The organism is Geopseudomonas aromaticivorans (assembly GCF_019097855.1).
Lineage (GTDB): Bacteria > Pseudomonadota > Gammaproteobacteria > Pseudomonadales > Pseudomonadaceae > Geopseudomonas > Geopseudomonas aromaticivorans.
In genome coordinates, this window is record NZ_JAHRGL010000028.1 from 1 (window position 1) to 15,833 (window position 15,833).

Sequence of the window (15,833 nt, forward strand, 5' to 3'; positions counted from 1 at the left end):
GCGACTGCCGCACGCTTCCTCAGTAGCAGACTACGAAGCCCTGCTGCCGTGGAACTGCTCGTCAGAGATGCCACAGTAAACCGCTAACCCGCTGATGGGCAGGTGGGGTTTATGGATCGCATACGATTTTCCACCATGAATCGCACGCTGGTGGACAAGGCTGCGCCGTTGTCCACCCTACCCCATCCTCACTCCTGCTTGAGCAGCACCGGCAGCTGTACCGCCAGCTTGGCGACGTTCAGCGGCGCGCGGATGAAGCCACGCTGGCGGCCGTCCGGACCGATCACGGCGAGATTGCCGCTGTGGTCGACGGTGTAGTGCTCGCGGCTGGTGTCACCGGGAATGAAGGGAATGCTCACTGCGTTGGCCAGCGTCTGGATGTCCGTCAGCTCGCCGGTCAGGCCGCTGTAGCCGGCCTTGTAGTAGCCGAGATACTGCTTGAGCTGCGCCGGCGTATCGCGGTGGGGGTCGATGCTAACCATGGTCACCTGCAGGCGGGCCAGCGCCTCCGGCGCCAGCTGGCTCTTCAGCTGGCGCAGCTCGGCCAGGGTGGTCGGGCAGATGTCCGGGCAGAAGGTATAGCCGAAGAACAGCAGGGTCCAGCGGCCCTTGAGCTGGTCCACGGCCTGCGGCTGGCCGTTCTCGTCGCTCAGGGTCAGCGCCGGCAGCGCGCGGCTCTGCGGCAGCAGGACGATGCCGGCGTCGGCCAGCGCCGCCGGATCGCTCTGCGACGGCGCGTTGAGCACCTTGCTGACGGTGAGGCCGAGCACCAGGGCAATGCCGGCGACGAGGACGAGAACGGTCTTGTGGATGCGGGTCATGGACTCAGGTTCAGCAGACTGGGGGGCAAATAATGATCCGCCAGCAGCACGATGAACAGGGCGAACAGGTAGGTAATGGAGTATTTGAAGGTTTTGATCGCGGCCTGCGCGCGGCTGTCACGGTACAGCGCCCAGGCCCAGTCGAGGAAACGCGCACCGAGCAGCACGGCGCCGACCAGGTACAGCGGCCCGCTCATGTGGATGACGAAAGGCAACAGGCTGACGGCGAACAGGATCAGCGTGTAGAGCAGGATGTGCAGCTTGGTGTAGTGCTCGCCGTGGGTCACCGGCAGCATGGGGATCTCCGCCCTGGCGTAGTCGTCCTTGCGGTGGATGGCCAGCGCCCAGAAGTGCGGCGGCGTCCAGGCGAAGATGATCAGCACCAGCAGCAGCGCCTCGGCGTCCAGCTGGCCGGTGACCGCGGTCCAGCCGAGCAGCGGCGGCGCCGCGCCGGCCAGGCCGCCGATGACGATGTTCTGCGGGGTGGCACGCTTGAGAAAGCCGGTGTACAGCGCCGCATAGCCGAGCAGCGAGGCCAGGGTCAGCCAAGCGGTGAGCGCATTGGTGAAGGCCAGCAGCAGCGCCTGCCCGGCCAGCGCCAACAGCAGGGCAAAGGCCAGCGCCGCGCGTGGCGAGACGCGCCCGGCCACCAGCGGACGCAGGCGGGTGCGCGCCATGATCGCGTCGATGCGCCGGTCCACCACGTGATTGACCGCCGCCGCCGCGCCAGCGCACAGGCCGATGCCGAGGTTGCCGAACAGCAGCACGCGCCAGGGCACGCCGCCATCGGTGGCGAGGAACATGCCGACCAGCGCGGTGATCAGCATCAGCACCACCACCTTGGGTTTGGTCAGCTCCAGATAGTCGCGCCAGCCGGCGTGGGCCTGGCGCTCGTGTACCAGCGTGGTCATGGCGATCCCTCTCCCGTTGTTGTTCTCAGCGGCTAGCCCACCCGGCGCAGGCTGCCGCGGGCGACCAGGCGCAGGCCGCTATCCACCTTCAGCGCCACCGGCACCCGCAGCCGGTAGTTGATCAGCACCAGCACCAGCAGCAGCGCCGCGCCGCCAAGGTTGTGCGCCAGCGCCACGGCCAGCGGCAGGTGCAACAGCACGTTGGCTACGCCCAGGCTGACCTGCGCCAGCAGCGCCAGCAGCAGCAGGCCGGCCAGGCGCGACCGGCCGTGGCGCAGCAGCTGCACGGCCAGCACCAGCAGCAGCAGGCTGACCAGCACGGCACCGAGACGATGGCTGAGGTGGATGGCGGTGCGGGCCTCGCTGTCGAGCTGACCGCCGAGATAGTTGGGGCCGATGTGCTGGGTCAGATGGAAGCCGTTGGCGAAGTCCGTCGCCGGCCACCACTCGCCGTGGCAGGTGGGCAGGTCGACGCAGGCCACCGCCGCATAGTTGCTGCTGACCCAACCGCCCAGGGCGATCTGGCCGATCACCACGACCAGCGCCAGCGCCGCCAGGGCGCGCAGCTGCGGCAGGACGCCCGCCAGCGGCGGCAGTGCGCCGGACAGGCGCAGGCTGAGCAGGAACAACAGGCTGAGGGTGGCGAAGCCGCCGAGCAGATGGGCACTGACCACCTGCGGCCACAGCTTGAGGGTCACCGTCCACATGCCGAAGGCGGCCTGCACCAGCACCAGCGCCAGCAGTGCCAGCGGCAGCTTCAGCGGCTGGCCGTCGCGCCCGCCGCGGCGGATGGCCTGGGCGGCGAGGACGGCGATCAGCAGGCCCAGGCTGCCGGCAAAATAACGGTGGACCATCTCGTTCCAGCCCTTCTGCGCCTCCACCGGGGCCTCGGGGAAATGCCGTTCGGCATGGGCCAGCTGCGCCTCGTTCTGCGGCACACCAATGAAGCCGTAGCAGCCCGGCCAGTCCGGGCAGCCGAGGCCGGCGTGGGTCAGGCGGGTATAGGCGCCGAGCATCACCACCAGCAGAGCCAGCGCGGTGGCACACAGGGCGAGCCGGTAGCCCGGTCTTGTGGTTGGCGCCATGGCAGTTCCTCCCCTGGATCCTGCACAGCTGAGCAATGGCCGGCGCAGCAAACGCTCCCCCTGCATTTCCCGCCCCTGTCTTGAATCTAGCAGGCGTGGGCCAGCCTGCGCGGATATCGCCCCGTCAACCGATCTGGGAAATCTTCAGCAGGTAGCGCAGGTCCTCGAGAATCTGCTTGCCGTTGCTGCCGGCCGGGTAGCGCAGCACCAGATTGCCGTGCGGATCGACCAGCCACAGCTGGGCGCCCTCCTCGGGATAGCGCTCGGCATCCAGCTCCAGCAGACGCAGCTGGGGATAGGCCGTCCGTAGCTCGGCGGCATAGTCGGCCGGCAGTGCCGCACTCCGGGCAAGCGCATGCCCGGCGCGCGCGGCCTCGCGACCCAGGCCGATATGGATCTGCCGTGCCAGGTAGACCAGCTCACGACAGTCGGCGCGACAGTCGTCGGCACTGGTCACCAACAGCTGCCAGCGCGACTGCTCGTCGTCCACCGCGTCGCCCCAATCGCCGGCCACGCCGAGATCGGCCGGGGTCTGCCCGGTGGCGATCAGCTCGCCGTGATAGCTGCGGGTCTGCGGAACCCAGAACTGCCAGCGGTACATGGCGCTGGCCAGCAGCATCGGGACGATCACCACGGCCAGCAGGCCGAGCAGCTGCCAGCGCCCGCGACCTGGGCGTCGCGCAACCGGTTCAAGTGTCAGAGTGGAGCCCATCGCGCACCTCCCGTGCCTGCTGCACGCCGAACCAAACAAACAATCCCAGCAGGGTCGCCGCCAGGGCGAACCACTGCACCGCGTAGCCCAGATGCTTTTCCGGGCCCATGGCCACCAGCGGCCAGTCGCCGACATAGCTGGCCGGCCCCGGCTGCAGACGCAGCTCGTCGGCCAGCCCTGCGCGGCCCAGCTCGTCCCACAGCACGGCGGCGTCCGCCGCGTTGACCAGCCGCGGCCAGCCTTCGCCTGGCGCCGCGGCGCCGAGCAGGAAGCGACTGCCGGGCGAGCGGTAGACCGTGGCCAGCAGCTGCAGCTCGCCGTCCGGCGTCTCGAACGCCGGTGGCGTACGCCGGTCCGGCCAGGGCAGCCAGCCGCGATTGAGCAGCACCCAGCGCGCGCTGGAGCGGTCGAAGAACGGTTGCAGCAGCTCGACGCCGACCCGTCCGCCGCGCAGGCGATTGTCCAGCAGCAGGCTGTGCCGGCCATCGAAGTGGCCGGCCAGACGCACGCGGCGAAAGGCCGGCCGGCCCGCGGACTCCAGCTCGAGCAGACTCAGCGCCGGTGCCTGGGCCTGCGCGGCCTGCTCGGCCAGCAGCGCGCGCTTGTCCTCGGCGCGCTGCAGTTGCCAGCAGCCGAGGCCGATCAGCAGGGGCAGCAGCGCCAGCACCAGCAGGCTCGGCAGCCAGCCGGGGCGAAAGTGCGCCACACGCCTCCGCGCGGCCAGACTCGCCATGCCGGCCATCGCGCCGCCGTCACAGCACGTAGACAAAGACGAACAGGCCGACCCAGACCACGTCGACGAAGTGCCAGTACCAGCTGGCCGCCTCGAAGCCGAAGTGCTGCGCCGGCGCGAAGTGCCCGCGCAGGATGCGGATCAGCATCACCAGCAGCATCAGCGCGCCGATGGTGACGTGGGCGCCGTGGAAGCCGGTGAGCATGAAGAAAGTCGCGCCGTAGACGCCCGAGCGCAGGGTCAGGTCCAGCTCGGTGTAGGCATGCACATACTCCTCGGCCTGCAGCACCAGGAAGGCCGCGCCGAGCAGCACGGTCAGCGCCAGCCAGGCCTTGAGCGCGCCGCGCTTGTCGTGGCGCAGGGCGTGGTGGGCGAAGGTCAGGGTGAAGCTGGAGGTCACCAGCAGCACGGTGTTGATCAGCGGCAGGTGCCAGGGGTCGATGATCCCCTGCGGCGCCGGGTAGGTCTTGGGATCCGGGGTGTTCAGCAGCGGCCAGCTGAACTGGAAGTCCGGCCACAGCATGGCACTGATGCCCTTGTCGCCCGCGCCGTCCAGCCAGGGGCCGACGAACACCCGCAGGTAGAACAGCGCGCCGAAGAAGGCGGCGAAGAACATCACTTCGGAGAAGATGAACCAGCGCATGCCCCAGCGGAACGAGCGGTCCATCTGCCCGCTGTACAGGCCGCTGCGGCTCTCGCGGATGACGTTGCCGAACCAGCCGAACAGCATGTACGCCAGCAGCAGCGCGCCGACGAAGAACACCAGCGGGCCGGTGGAGTCGGCACGGGCCGCCTTGAGGTCGTTGAACCAGGTGCCGAGGCCGACCACGGTCACCAGCAAACCGATGCTGGCGATGATCGGCCACTTGCTCTGTTCCGGAACGTAGTATTGCTCGTGGCTGGCCATTGTTGCTCTCCTGCCGTCGCGCTAGTGCTGGGCCAGCGGCGGCTTTTGCTCGGTGATGTCGAACAGCGTGTAACCCAGGGTCAGGTGCTGGACGTCCTTCGGCAGGTCGCGGTCGACGATGAAGCGCACCGGCATCTCGATGCGCTCGCCCGGCTGCAGCACCTGCTGGGTGAAGCAGAAGCACTCGGTCTTGTGGAAGAACGCCGCCGCCTTGCTCGGCGCCACGCTGGGCACGGCCTGGGCGGTCATCGGCCGCTGCGTCGGGTTGTGGGCGACGAACAGCATCTGGTTGCTGGCTCCCGGATGCACGCTCAGCTCGTCCTGCTGCGGCGCGAAGCTCCAGGTCATGCCGGCGGCATTGGTGGCGAGGAACTGCACGCGCACCGTGCGCGCCTCGTCCACCGTCTGCACGCCCGCATAGGCCCCGGCGGTCTTGCCGTTGATGCCGAAGGCCTGGCACATCACGTCGTACAGCGGCACCAGGGCGAAGCCGAAACCGAACATGGCCACCACCACCACCAGCAGGCGGGTGACCAGGCGGTGGATCGGCAATGCGTCGTTCATGGCGCTCTCCCCCAGGGCGGACCGCAGCCCACCCGCGTGGTCATCGGTGGGCCGCCGGCCCACACCGCGAAGTTCAGTGCAGCCGGCTGCGCTCGTCCACTTGCGGCGGGGTCTGGAAGGTGTGGTAGGGCGCCGGCGAGGGCAGCGTCCACTCCAGGCCGTGGGCGCCATCCCACGGCTTGGCCGCCGCGACCGGGCCGCCGCGCACGCACTTGATGACGATGAACAGGAACAGCAGCTGGGTGGCGCCGAACAGGAAGGCGCCGATGCTGGACACCATGTTGAAGTTGGCGAACATCAGGTTGTAGTCGGGGATGCGCCGCGGCATGCCGGCCAGGCCGACGAAGTGCATGGGGAAGAAGGCCAGGTTCATGCCGACGAAGCTCAGCCAGAAGTGCAGCCGGGCCAGGGTCTCGTCGTACATGTGCCCGGTCCACTTCGGCAGCCAGTAGTAGGCCGAGGCGAAGATGCCGAAGATCGCCCCCGGCACCAGCACGTAGTGGAAGTGCGCCACCACGAAGTAGGTGTCGTGGTACTGGAAGTCGGCCGGGGCGATGGCCAGCATCAGCCCGGAGAAGCCGCCGATGGTGAACAGGATGACGAAGGCCACGGCGAACAGCATCGGCGCCTCGAAGCTCAGCGAGCCACGCCACATGGTGCTCGCCCAGTTGAACACCTTCACCCCGGTGGGCACGGCGATCAGCATGGTGGCGTACATGAAGAACAGCTCACCGGTCAGCGGGATACCGACGGTGAACATGTGGTGGGCCCAGACGATGAACGACAGGAAGGCGATGGCGCCGGTGGCGTAGACCATCGAGGTGTAGCCGAACAGCGGCTTGCGGCTGAAGGTCGGGATGATCGCACTGACCGCGCCGAAGGCGGGCAGGATCATGATGTACACCTCCGGGTGGCCGAAGAACCAGAACACGTGCTGGAACAGCACCGGGTCGCCGCCGCCGGCGGCACTGAAAAAGCTGGTGCCGAAGTGGATGTCCATCAGCATCATGGTCACCACCCCGGCCAGCACCGGCATCACCGCGATCAGCAGGAAGGCGGTGATCAGCCAGGTCCACACGAACAGCGGCATCTGCATCAGGGTCATCCCCGGCGCGCGCAGGTTGAGCACGGTGGCGATCACGTTGATCGCGCCCATGATCGAGCTGATGCCCATCAGGTGCACGGCGAAGATAAAGAAGGTGACGCTTTCCGGCGCGTAGGTGGTCGACAGCGGCGCGTAGAAGGTCCAGCCGAAGTTGGGGCCGCCGCCCTCCATGAACAAGGTGCTGGCCATCAGGCCGAAGGCCGCCGGCAGCAGCCAGAAACTGAAGTTGTTCATGCGCGGCAGGGCCATGTCCGGCGCGCCGATCATCAGCGGGATCATCCAGTTGGCCAGGCCGACGAAGGCCGGCATCACCGCGCCGAACACCATGACCAGGCCGTGCATGGTGGTCATCTGGTTGAAGAATTCCGGCTGGACGATCTGCAGGCCGGGCTGGAACAGCTCGGCGCGGATGACCATGGCCATGCTGCCGCCGAACAGGAACATGGCGAAGCTGAACACCAGGTACAGCGTGCCGATGTCCTTGTGGTTGGTGGTCAGCACCCAGCGCATCAGCCCTTTGGCCGGGCCGTGGACATGGCCATGCGGGTGCGAGTCGATCACTGCGCTCATGTCCGTCACTCCTGTGCCTGCTTGAACGCCACTATGTCCTGCGGCGTGACCATGTCGCCGGTGTTGTTGCCCCAGGCGTTGCGTTCGTAGGTGATGATCGCGGCCAGGTCGACCTCGGACAGCTGCTTGCCGAAGGCGGCCATGGCGGTGCCTGGCTTGCCGTTGAGCACGATGGACAGGTGGCCTTCCTTCGGCCCGGTGGCGATCGGCGAACCCTTGAGCGGCTTGAACATCGGCGGCAGGCCCTCGCCGCCGGGCTGGTGGCAGGCGGCGCAGGTGGTCAGGTAGGCCTTCTCGCCGCGCGCCATCAGCTCCTCGAAGGTCCATTGTTTGCCGGTCAGCTCCTTGGCCTTGAGTGCCTCGGCCTTGCGCTCGGCCAGCCAGAGGGCGAAGTCCGCGGGGGCCTTGGCCTCCACCACCACCGGCATGAAGCCGTGGTCCTTGCCGCACAGCTCGGTGCACTGGCCGCGGTAGATGCCGGGCTGCTCGATGCGCGTCCACGCCTCGTTGACGAAGCCGGGGATGGCGTCCTTCTTCACCGCCAGCGCCGGCACCCACCAGGAGTGGATCACGTCGGTAGCGGTGACCAGGAAGCGCACCTTGGCGCCGACCGGCACCACCAGCGGGTTGTCCACCTCGAGCAGGTAGTGCTCGTCCTTGGGGGCCTGGTTGTCGATCTGCGCGCGCGGGGTGGCGAGGTTGCTGAAGAACTCGACGTCCTGGCCGAGGTACTTGTAGTGCCACTTCCACTGGTGACCGGTGACCTGGATATCCAGGTCCGATTCGGCGGTGTCATAGATGTCGAGCAGGGTGCGGGTCGCCGGTACCGCCATCAGCACGAGGATGGCGAAGGGCACGATGGTCCAGAGGATTTCCACCCAGGTATGTTCGTGGAACTGCGCCGGCTGCTGCCCCTGGCTGCGGCGGTGCATGAGCATCGACCAGAACATGGCGCCGAAAACCACCACGCCGATGATCACGCAGATCCAGAAGATGGTCATGTGCAGGTCGAACACCGAACGGCTGACCTCGGTGGCGCCTGGATTCATGTTCACTGTCCAGGACGCCTGTGCCGGCAGTATCGCCAGGCAAAGGATGGCTCCCAGCCACACACGCGGATGTCGCGACATTCCGGGTCCCCTTCTTTCTTGTTTTATTCCGCCGGCTTCTTGCCTGCGCCAAGGGAGGAATCGGCGTCGAAACTGCTGACCACCACCGCCGAACGCTACCCCGCTCAAACGGCTGCCGGCTCCTTCAGTGCACACCTGACAATTCGAGTATAGACAGGCATCGAAGACTGGCCAGCGAGCCCATGGATGCCCGCGCATACGGCCGGGGCTGATCACCCGAATGAGAAGTCTTCAGCTTGCCGCAGATCAACCGGCGGCATGGCTGCTGTGCCACCATTACGCCACTTTCCCTGCTCGACGGAGCACCTCATCCATGAACATCACCGCCCTGCGTGAGCGCATCGACTCGGCCCTGCAACACCAAGTCGACCATTCCCCTCTGGTCGCCGACCTCGCAGCGCGGATCGACAAGCTGCACAGCTCCATCCGCCTGCCCGCGGAGGATGCGCCGGGGGTGCTGCTGCGCTTCGTGCAGGCTTACATCGAGAGGGTGCCGGCGCAGGTGGAAGCCGCGGCCGAAGTGGCGAGCGCGGCCGGCCTCGACGCGCAGATCACGCCGGTGCTGCGCCAGGCCGCGAAGTTCCTGCTCAGCCCGCCGCCGTTCATGCAGGAGTACCAGGGCCTGGCCGCCACGCTGGGCGAGGCCTATCTGGTCCATCGCCTGGTGGAGGAGGTCAACGACCGCTACATCGTCCATTTCGGCCAGCCGCTGATCCCGCTGGATACCACGGTGGCCAATCTGGTGGCGCACCAGCTGATCGGCGAGCCATTGGCCAACCAGCTCGACGCGGCCGTCTATGAGGCCAGCGACACGCTGCAGGATGAGCGCATTTTCAGCGGCGATTCAGTGGCTCGCTATCGCGCGCAGCTGGCCGAGGCGCGGCAGGAGCACGCCTGGCCATGTCTGTCGCACCAGCTGGGCATCGAGCTGCAGCTGGCCCACTGACGCCGCGAGCTGACTCAGCCCGGCAGGTTGAAGCGCGAGCGCGGGGTGGCCATCGGCACCACCGCGCCGTCGAGTGGCAGGAAGCGGCCGCTTTCCGCATCGTAGGCGATGATGTTGCAGCTCTCGATGTCGTAGACCCAGCCATGGATGAACAGCTGGCCGCTGGCCACCCGCGCCGCCACCGAGGGATGGGTCAGCAGGTGGTTGAGCTGGGCCACCACGTTTTCCTCGGTGAGCAGCTCCAGGTGCTCCTGGCCGCAGTCGCAGCGGGCGAAATTCTGCTCCACCACGGTGCGCGCAACCTCGGCGTGCCGCAGCCAGCCCTTTACCGTGGGCATGCTTTCCAGCGACTGCGGGGCGAGCACCGCCTTCATCGCGCCACAATCGGAGTGGCCGCAAATGATGATGTGGCGCACCCCCAGGGCGACCACCGCGTATTCGATGGCGGTGGATACGCCGCCGTTCATCTGGCCGTAGGGCGGCACCACGTTGCCGACGTTGCGCGTGACGAACAGGTCGCCCGGCGAGCTCTGGGTGATCAGCTCGGGAACGATGCGCGAGTCGGCGCAGGTGATGAACATGGCGCGCGGGTTCTGCGCGGTAGCGAGCTTCTTGAACAGTTCTTGCTGAGCGGGGAACACTTCGCGGCGAAAGCGCTTGAAGCCCTCGACGATGTTGCTCAGCGCCTCGTCGGCATTCTCCAGGGTCTCTTTCTTCTGCACGGGCTCTTTCACGATCAGCTCTCCGAACCGTTGTTTGGTGCGCCCACCAGGCTTGTGGCCGCGGACGTTTTTGGGTGTTCTAACCGACAACGGCGGCGGCGGTAAAGTCACACTCTTGCGCTCGGGCTCTGTAACGGGATCTGTCACCTCCGAACCTGTTCACTCGCTGCGCAACGCATCCACCGGGTGCAGGTGGGCGGCATGGCGAGCCGGAGCGAGACCGGCGAGGATACCGACCAGCGCCGAAAGCAGCAGGGCCAGCAGGAGGAACAGCGGCTGCGGACGCAGCGGCAGATCCGGCACGGCCAGGTGCAGGGCGCCGAGCAGCACCGCCAGCAGCAGCAGGCCGAGCAGACCGCCGGCCAGCGACAGCAGCACGGCCTCGGCGAGGAACAGGCCGAGCACCTGCCGCGGGCGGGCGCCGAGGGCGCAAAGCAGGCCGATCTCGGCGGTGCGCTCGCTCACCGTGGTGGTCATGATGGTGAGGATGCCGACCGCACCGACGAGCAGGGAGATGCCGCCGAGGCCGGCCACCGCCGCGCTGAGAATGGCGAGGATGCGGTCGAGGCTGGCGAGCATCTCGTCCTGGGTGGTCAGGCTGAAGTCCTCGGCGCCGTGGCGCTCGATCAGCGTCTGGCGGATCTGCCGAGACAGCGCCGCCGAGGTGGTGGCCGGGCGGTACGTCACGTTGATTTCCATCAGTCCCTCACGGTTGAACAGGCTCTCGGCCCAGTCCACCGGGACGTAGGCCACGTCGTCGAGATCGAAGCCGAGCATCTGCCCCTTCTCCGCCATCACCCCGACCACCCGGAAGCGCGTGCCGCCGATGCGCACCAGCTCGCCGAGCGGATTGGCGGCGCCGAACAGTTCGACGCGCAGCTTGTGGCCGAGCACCGCCTGCGGCGGCGAGCGGCCGTCACGCGCGGGCGGCAGGAACTGGCCGAGGGCCAGGCGGAAGCGCCAGGCCTCGGCCAGCTGATGACCGGCGCCGAGGATGTCGCTGCTGCGGCTGCGCAGGCCAAAGCAGATCGCACCACTGCCCTGGATGATCGGCACCACCGCCTCGATGTGGCCCAGGCCGCGCAGGGCCTCGGCGTCGGCCACGGTCAATGGCCTGGCGCTGGCCAGCAGGCCGCCGATGCCGCCGGTCTGGGTGCGCCCGGGATGGATGGCGACGATGCGCGTGCCGAACTGCGAGAAGGTATCCAGCATGTAGAAGCGCAGGCCTTCGCCGATGGCGGTGAGCAGCGCCACCGCGGCGATGCCGATGGCCACGCCGAGCAGGGTCAGCAGGCTGCGCAGCGGCCGGCCGAGCAGTGCGCCGGCGGTCAGCTGCAGGCCGTCGCGCAGGCGCATCAGCGCGCCCCCGGCGGGCGCAGTGCCGCCACCGGCTCAAGGCGTGCGGCGCGCGCTGCCGGCAGCCAGGCGAACAGCAACGCGGCGGCGAACGCCAGCAGCAACGCGCCGCCGCGCGCCCACCAGGGCGCCGCCAGCGGAAAGTCCCACAGCAGGCGGCCGAGCCACAGCAGCAGCTCGCCCAGCAGCAGGCCGGCGAGGCCGCCGGCCAGGGCCAGCAGCGCCGCCTCGCCGACGAACAGCAGGCGCACCTGCGCCGGGGTGGCACCGAGCGCCTTGAGCAGACCGATCTCCTCGGTGCGCTGGCTGACCGCGATCCAGGTGACGTTCATGATCAGCACGCCGGCCACCAGCAGGCTGATCGCGGCAATTCCGGCCAGCGCCAGGGACAGCACGCCGAGAATGTCGTCGAAGGCCGCCAGCATGGAGTCCTGACTGATCAGGGTGACGTCCTCCTCGCCTTCATGGCGTTCGGCGAGCAGCCCGCGGATCTGCCGCTTGCCCGGCTCCAGCCACGCCGGGCTGCGCACCTCGGCGAACAGGCGAAACAGCCCCTCGCGGTAGAACAGCGCCTGGGCACTGGCCACCGGGATCACCAGCAACTCGGCGAAGTCCATGCCCAGCGATTCGCCGCGCTCCGCGAGGATACCGATCACCCGGAAACGACGGTCGCCGGCGCGCAACCACTCACCCAGCGCCGGGCGGCTGCCGAACAGCTCCCGCCGCAGCTTGGTACCGATCAGGCAGACCGCCTCGGGCTGCTCCAGCGGCAGCTCCGGCAGCAGCTGGCCCTGGCTGACCTCGAGCTGGCGCAGGGCGAAGAAGGCGCGGCTGGTGCCGAGGACGAAGGCCTCCCGGCTGCGCCCGCCACTGCTGACCTCGATCAGCCCAGCCTGCAGCGGCGCGACCCGGCGCACCGCCGGCAGGCGGGCCACGGCCTCGGCATCCTGCAGGGTCAGGTCGCGCGGCGCCAGGCCGGTCAGTGGCGGCACGCCGCCGGTGGTTTCCTTGCGCCCGGGCAGGACGATCAGGGTGTTGCGGCCGAGCAGGGAGAACTCGCCGAGGACGAAAGTCCGCGCACCCTGGGCCAGCCCGGTAAGCAGGATCACCGCGAGCACGCCGATGCCGATCGCCAGCAGCAGCATCAGGCTGCGCGAGCGGTGCCCACGCAGGGCGCCGAACCACAGGGCGACGGCATCGGCGGCGCGCATCAGCCCGCTCCCGGCTGCGCGCTATCGGCGACGATGCGCCCATCCCGCATGCGCAGGCTACGCCGGGCGCGGGCGCCGAGGCTGGCGTCGTGAGTCACCACCAGCAGGGTCAGGCCCTCGTCGTTGAACTCCTCGAGCAGGGTCACCACCTCGGCGCCGGAGTAACTGTCGAGATTGCCGGTGGGCTCGTCGGCCAGCAGCAGCGCCGGATGCATGACCATGGCGCGGGCGATGGCCACGCGCTGGCGCTGGCCGCCGGACAGCTCGGCCGGGCGATGTGCGACCCGATCGCCCAGGCTCAGTCTCTCCACCAGTTCGCCACTACGCCGCCGCCGTTCGCCCGGCTCGATGCCCGCCAGCAGCATCGGCAGCTCGATGTTCTCCAGCGCGGTGAGGCGCGGGATCAGGTGGTAGGACTGGAACACGAAACCGATGTGGCGGCTGCGCAGCTGCGCACGGCGCACCTCGTCGAGGGCGGCGGTGGGCTCGTCGTTAAGCCAGTACTCGCCGGCATCCGGAACATCCAGCAGGCCGAGCACGTTGAGCAAGGTGGACTTGCCCGAGCCGGATGGCCCCATTACCGACAGGTACTCGCCAGCGCCGACCTCGAGATCGACGCGGTCCAGCCCCAGCACCTGCTGCTCGCCAAGCTGGAAGCAGCGCGTCACCCCGCGCAGACGGATCATGGCGGCAGCTCCACCGGCGTCACTGCCACTCCGTCGCCGAGACCCTCCTGCTCCAGGCTGGGCAGGATGCGCTCGCCGTCGGCGAGCCCCGCACGCACCTCGGTCCAACGCCAGTTGGCCAACCCGACCTGCACCTCTACCGCCCGCAGCACCCCGGCAGCCGCATCGAAGCGCAGCACCTTGCGCCCCTCCAGCAGGCTCTCGCTGGGAATGCGCAGCACGTCGCCGCGCTGTTCGATCAGGACTTCCACGTCGGCGCTGTAGCCGGTGAGCAGAACCACGTCGGCCGGCCGTTCGGCAAAGCGCACCTCGATATCGACGGTACGCGCCTGCTTCTCCAGCTCACGGACGAAGGGCGCAATCCGCGTCACCGTGCCGGCGAAGGCCTGGCCGCGGAAGGCGTCCAGACTGACCCGCACCGGCATGCCGAGGCGCACGCGGGCGGCGTCCACTTCGTCGATGGGCGCCTCGACGTACAGACAGCTGTCGTCGATCAGGTCCACCGCCGGCGGAGTGGGAATTCCCGGCGGCGACGGGGTGACGAACTCGCCGACCTCGCCGTTGATCTCAGCGACGATGCCGGCAAAGGGGGCGCGCAGGGTCTTCTGGTCGAGCAGGGCGCGCTGCAGGGCGAGTCCCGCCTCGGCTTCGGCGATCTGGGCGGCGGCCGCCTCGCACTGCAGCGCAGACAGCCGCGCCGCGATTTCCGTCCGATCGAGCAACTCGGCCGCCGCCAGCTGGCGCTCGGCCAGGCGGCTCAGGCGTTGCACCTGACGGCAGTCCAGTTCGGCCTGGGTACACTGGCGGCTGCGCGCATTGCGCTGCAGGAGCAGACGCGCTTCGCCCTCGGCCACCCGTGCCTGCTGATCGTCCTGGCGCAGGCGCATCAGGATCTGACCGGCCACCACCCGCTCGCCCTCCGCCACCAGCCGCTCGCCGACCGGCGCACCGAGGTTGAACGACAGTTGCGTGCGCCGGCAGGCCTTCAGGGTGCCGGCGCGACTGTTGGCCACCAGCGTCTCCACCGGCCCCCGCGCCACCGTCAGCAGCGTTACCGGCCGCTGCCACCACCACAGCAGCGCTCCCAATACCAGCAGTGCTGGCACGGCGATCACCCACTTGCGCATGCCCCACTCCCCGCCTGGCCGTCGCCTTCAGGGTAGTCGGCCGACGTGGCGCCGGAGTCTGGGGCAAGGAATAATGCGCGCTCTCTCATCCACCAGGACGGCCCCCGTGACCCACGCCACTCCGCGCATCAGCCGCGAACTGTTCGACGAATTGACCTGCTGGCGGGTACAGACGGCCGACGCCGATCTACTGATTGCCGAGCAGGGCGCGCAGGTCCTCAGCTACCAGCGCACCGGCGAGCCACCGCTGATCTGGCTCAGCGAGCAGGCAGCCGGGCAAGCGGGACAGTCGGTGCGCGGCGGCGTGCCGGTGTGCTGGCCGTGGTTCGGCGACCTGGCACGCAACCCCGTCGCCCTGCTCGCCCAGTACCGGGGCGAGGCCGCGCCCTTCCACGGTCTGGTGCGCAACCTCACCTGGGAATGCCGCGAACAGCAGGTCGACAATGGCGAGGTGCGTCTCCTGTTCGTCTGCCCGCAACCTGAAGAAGGCCTGCCCGGCTGGCCCTATGCCGTCGACGTGGCGCTGGAAATCCGCCTCGGCGAACACCTGCACCTTGAGCTGCGCAGCCACAACCGCGGCCAGCGCCCGGTGTGGATCAGCCAGGCGCTGCACAGCTACTTCGCAGTGAGCGACATTCACAACGTGGCCGTGCAGGGAGTTCAGGGCTGCCGCTATATCGAGACGCTCGATGGCTGGCAGGAGTTCCAGCAGGACGACGCCTTGAAGTTTGCTGGCGAGACCGACCGCATCTACCTGGACCTGCCGCCGCGCCTGGAGCTGCACGACGCCGGCTGGCAGCGCACGCTATTCTTGGAAAGCCGCGCCGCACGTACGGCGGTCCTGTGGAACCCGTGGATCGACAAGGCCCGGCGCCTGTCGCAGTTCGCCGAGGACGCCTGGCAACGCATGCTGTGCATCGAGACCGCCAACGTCTGGGACGACTGCGTGCAACTCGATCCTGGCGCCAGTCACCGCCTGGATCTCTGCCTGTGGAGCGAGGCGCTGGCGAGTCCGCAATGAGTCGCCGGCAGGAGCCCAATAGGCAGGTTCGGCGTCCCGCAGCCGAGCCGCTGCGGGACGCTGCAGGAACACGACGCTCCCCCACAGGCTCTTGACGGTTTTTCCGCGCTGCAAAGACGAAACCCCGACCAGCTGAGCTGATCGGGGTTTCTGTAGAGGTGCTTGACGATGACCTACTCTCACATGGAGAAGCTCCACACTACCATCGGCGATGCGTCGTTTCACT

16 protein-coding genes are annotated in these 15,833 nt (G+C 68.4%); 2 read left to right on the forward strand and 14 right to left on the reverse strand.

Features of this window, described 5'->3' with window-relative positions; translation table 11 throughout:
- Positions 1–188 precede the first annotated feature (188 nt).
- The 9 genes from KRX52_RS11305 to coxB form a co-directional block, all read right to left on the reverse strand.
- Positions 189–821, reverse strand: a complete 633-nt coding sequence (locus KRX52_RS11305) for an SCO family protein (protein WP_217681835.1) — start codon at positions 819–821, stop codon at positions 189–191.
- Entirely contained in the window at positions 818–1,732 is a 915-nt protein-coding gene (cyoE, locus tag KRX52_RS11310) for a heme o synthase (RefSeq protein ID WP_217681836.1), read from the reverse strand. The genes KRX52_RS11305 and cyoE overlap by 4 nt, the downstream gene beginning before the upstream one ends.
- A gap of 32 nt (positions 1,733–1,764) precedes the next feature.
- Positions 1,765–2,817, reverse strand: a complete 1,053-nt coding sequence (locus KRX52_RS11315; protein WP_217681837.1) for a COX15/CtaA family protein — start codon at positions 2,815–2,817, stop codon at positions 1,765–1,767.
- Between the two features lie 124 nt (positions 2,818–2,941).
- Positions 2,942–3,529, reverse strand: a complete 588-nt coding sequence (locus KRX52_RS11320) for a PA_0111/PP_0108 family redox-active disulfide protein (protein WP_217681838.1) — start codon at positions 3,527–3,529, stop codon at positions 2,942–2,944.
- Positions 3,507–4,235, reverse strand: coding sequence for an SURF1 family protein (locus KRX52_RS11325; protein ID WP_217681849.1), 729 nt, complete (start codon positions 4,233–4,235; stop codon positions 3,507–3,509). The genes KRX52_RS11320 and KRX52_RS11325 overlap by 23 nt, the downstream gene beginning before the upstream one ends.
- A gap of 46 nt (positions 4,236–4,281) precedes the next feature.
- Positions 4,282–5,169, reverse strand: a complete 888-nt coding sequence (locus KRX52_RS11330) for a cytochrome c oxidase subunit 3 (protein WP_217681839.1) — start codon at positions 5,167–5,169, stop codon at positions 4,282–4,284.
- 21 nt (positions 5,170–5,190) lie between these two features.
- Positions 5,191–5,733, reverse strand: coding sequence for a cytochrome c oxidase assembly protein (locus KRX52_RS11335; RefSeq protein WP_217681840.1), 543 nt, complete (start codon positions 5,731–5,733; stop codon positions 5,191–5,193).
- A gap of 73 nt (positions 5,734–5,806) precedes the next feature.
- Positions 5,807–7,408 (reverse strand): cytochrome c oxidase subunit I, encoded by a 1,602-nt coding sequence (gene ctaD, locus KRX52_RS11340; protein WP_217681841.1) that lies wholly within the window; start codon positions 7,406–7,408, stop codon positions 5,807–5,809.
- 5 nt (positions 7,409–7,413) lie between these two features.
- Positions 7,414–8,538 carry a cytochrome c oxidase subunit II gene (gene coxB, locus KRX52_RS11345; RefSeq protein ID WP_217681842.1) on the reverse strand — a complete coding sequence of 375 codons (1,125 nt, stop codon included), beginning with the start codon at positions 8,536–8,538 and terminating at the stop codon, positions 7,414–7,416.
- Between the two features lie 313 nt (positions 8,539–8,851).
- Here coxB and KRX52_RS11350 point away from each other — a divergent pair, with 313 nt between their 5' ends.
- Positions 8,852–9,484: a hypothetical protein gene (locus KRX52_RS11350; protein ID WP_217681843.1), complete on the forward strand. Its 633-nt coding sequence runs from the start codon at positions 8,852–8,854 to the stop codon at positions 9,482–9,484.
- Positions 9,485–9,498: 14 nt separating this feature from the next.
- Here the strand turns inward: KRX52_RS11350 and KRX52_RS11355 are convergent, their stop codons facing one another.
- From KRX52_RS11355 to KRX52_RS11375, 5 genes are all read right to left on the reverse strand, one after another.
- Complete coding sequence (locus KRX52_RS11355) at positions 9,499–10,218, reverse strand: carbonic anhydrase (protein ID WP_367890535.1); 720 nt, start codon at positions 10,216–10,218, stop codon at positions 9,499–9,501.
- A 147-nt stretch (positions 10,219–10,365) separates the two neighbouring features.
- Positions 10,366–11,562: an ABC transporter permease gene (locus KRX52_RS11360; RefSeq protein ID WP_217681844.1), complete on the reverse strand. Its 1,197-nt coding sequence runs from the start codon at positions 11,560–11,562 to the stop codon at positions 10,366–10,368.
- Entirely contained in the window at positions 11,562–12,773 is a 1,212-nt protein-coding gene (locus KRX52_RS11365; RefSeq protein ID WP_217681845.1) for an ABC transporter permease, read from the reverse strand. The genes KRX52_RS11360 and KRX52_RS11365 overlap by 1 nt, the downstream gene beginning before the upstream one ends.
- A complete protein-coding gene (locus KRX52_RS11370) occupies positions 12,773–13,459 on the reverse strand; it encodes an ABC transporter ATP-binding protein (RefSeq protein ID WP_217681846.1) in 687 nt (228 codons plus the stop codon). The genes KRX52_RS11365 and KRX52_RS11370 overlap by 1 nt, the downstream gene beginning before the upstream one ends.
- Positions 13,456–14,586: an efflux RND transporter periplasmic adaptor subunit gene (locus tag KRX52_RS11375; protein WP_217681847.1), complete on the reverse strand. Its 1,131-nt coding sequence runs from the start codon at positions 14,584–14,586 to the stop codon at positions 13,456–13,458. Before KRX52_RS11375 ends, KRX52_RS11370 begins: the two co-directional genes overlap by 4 nt.
- Before the next feature lie 106 nt (positions 14,587–14,692).
- On the opposite strand from KRX52_RS11375, the gene KRX52_RS11380 reads away from it, so the two are divergent.
- Entirely contained in the window at positions 14,693–15,607 is a 915-nt protein-coding gene (locus KRX52_RS11380; RefSeq protein WP_367890536.1) for a D-hexose-6-phosphate mutarotase, read from the forward strand.
- The last annotated feature ends 226 nt before the right edge of the window (positions 15,608–15,833 follow it).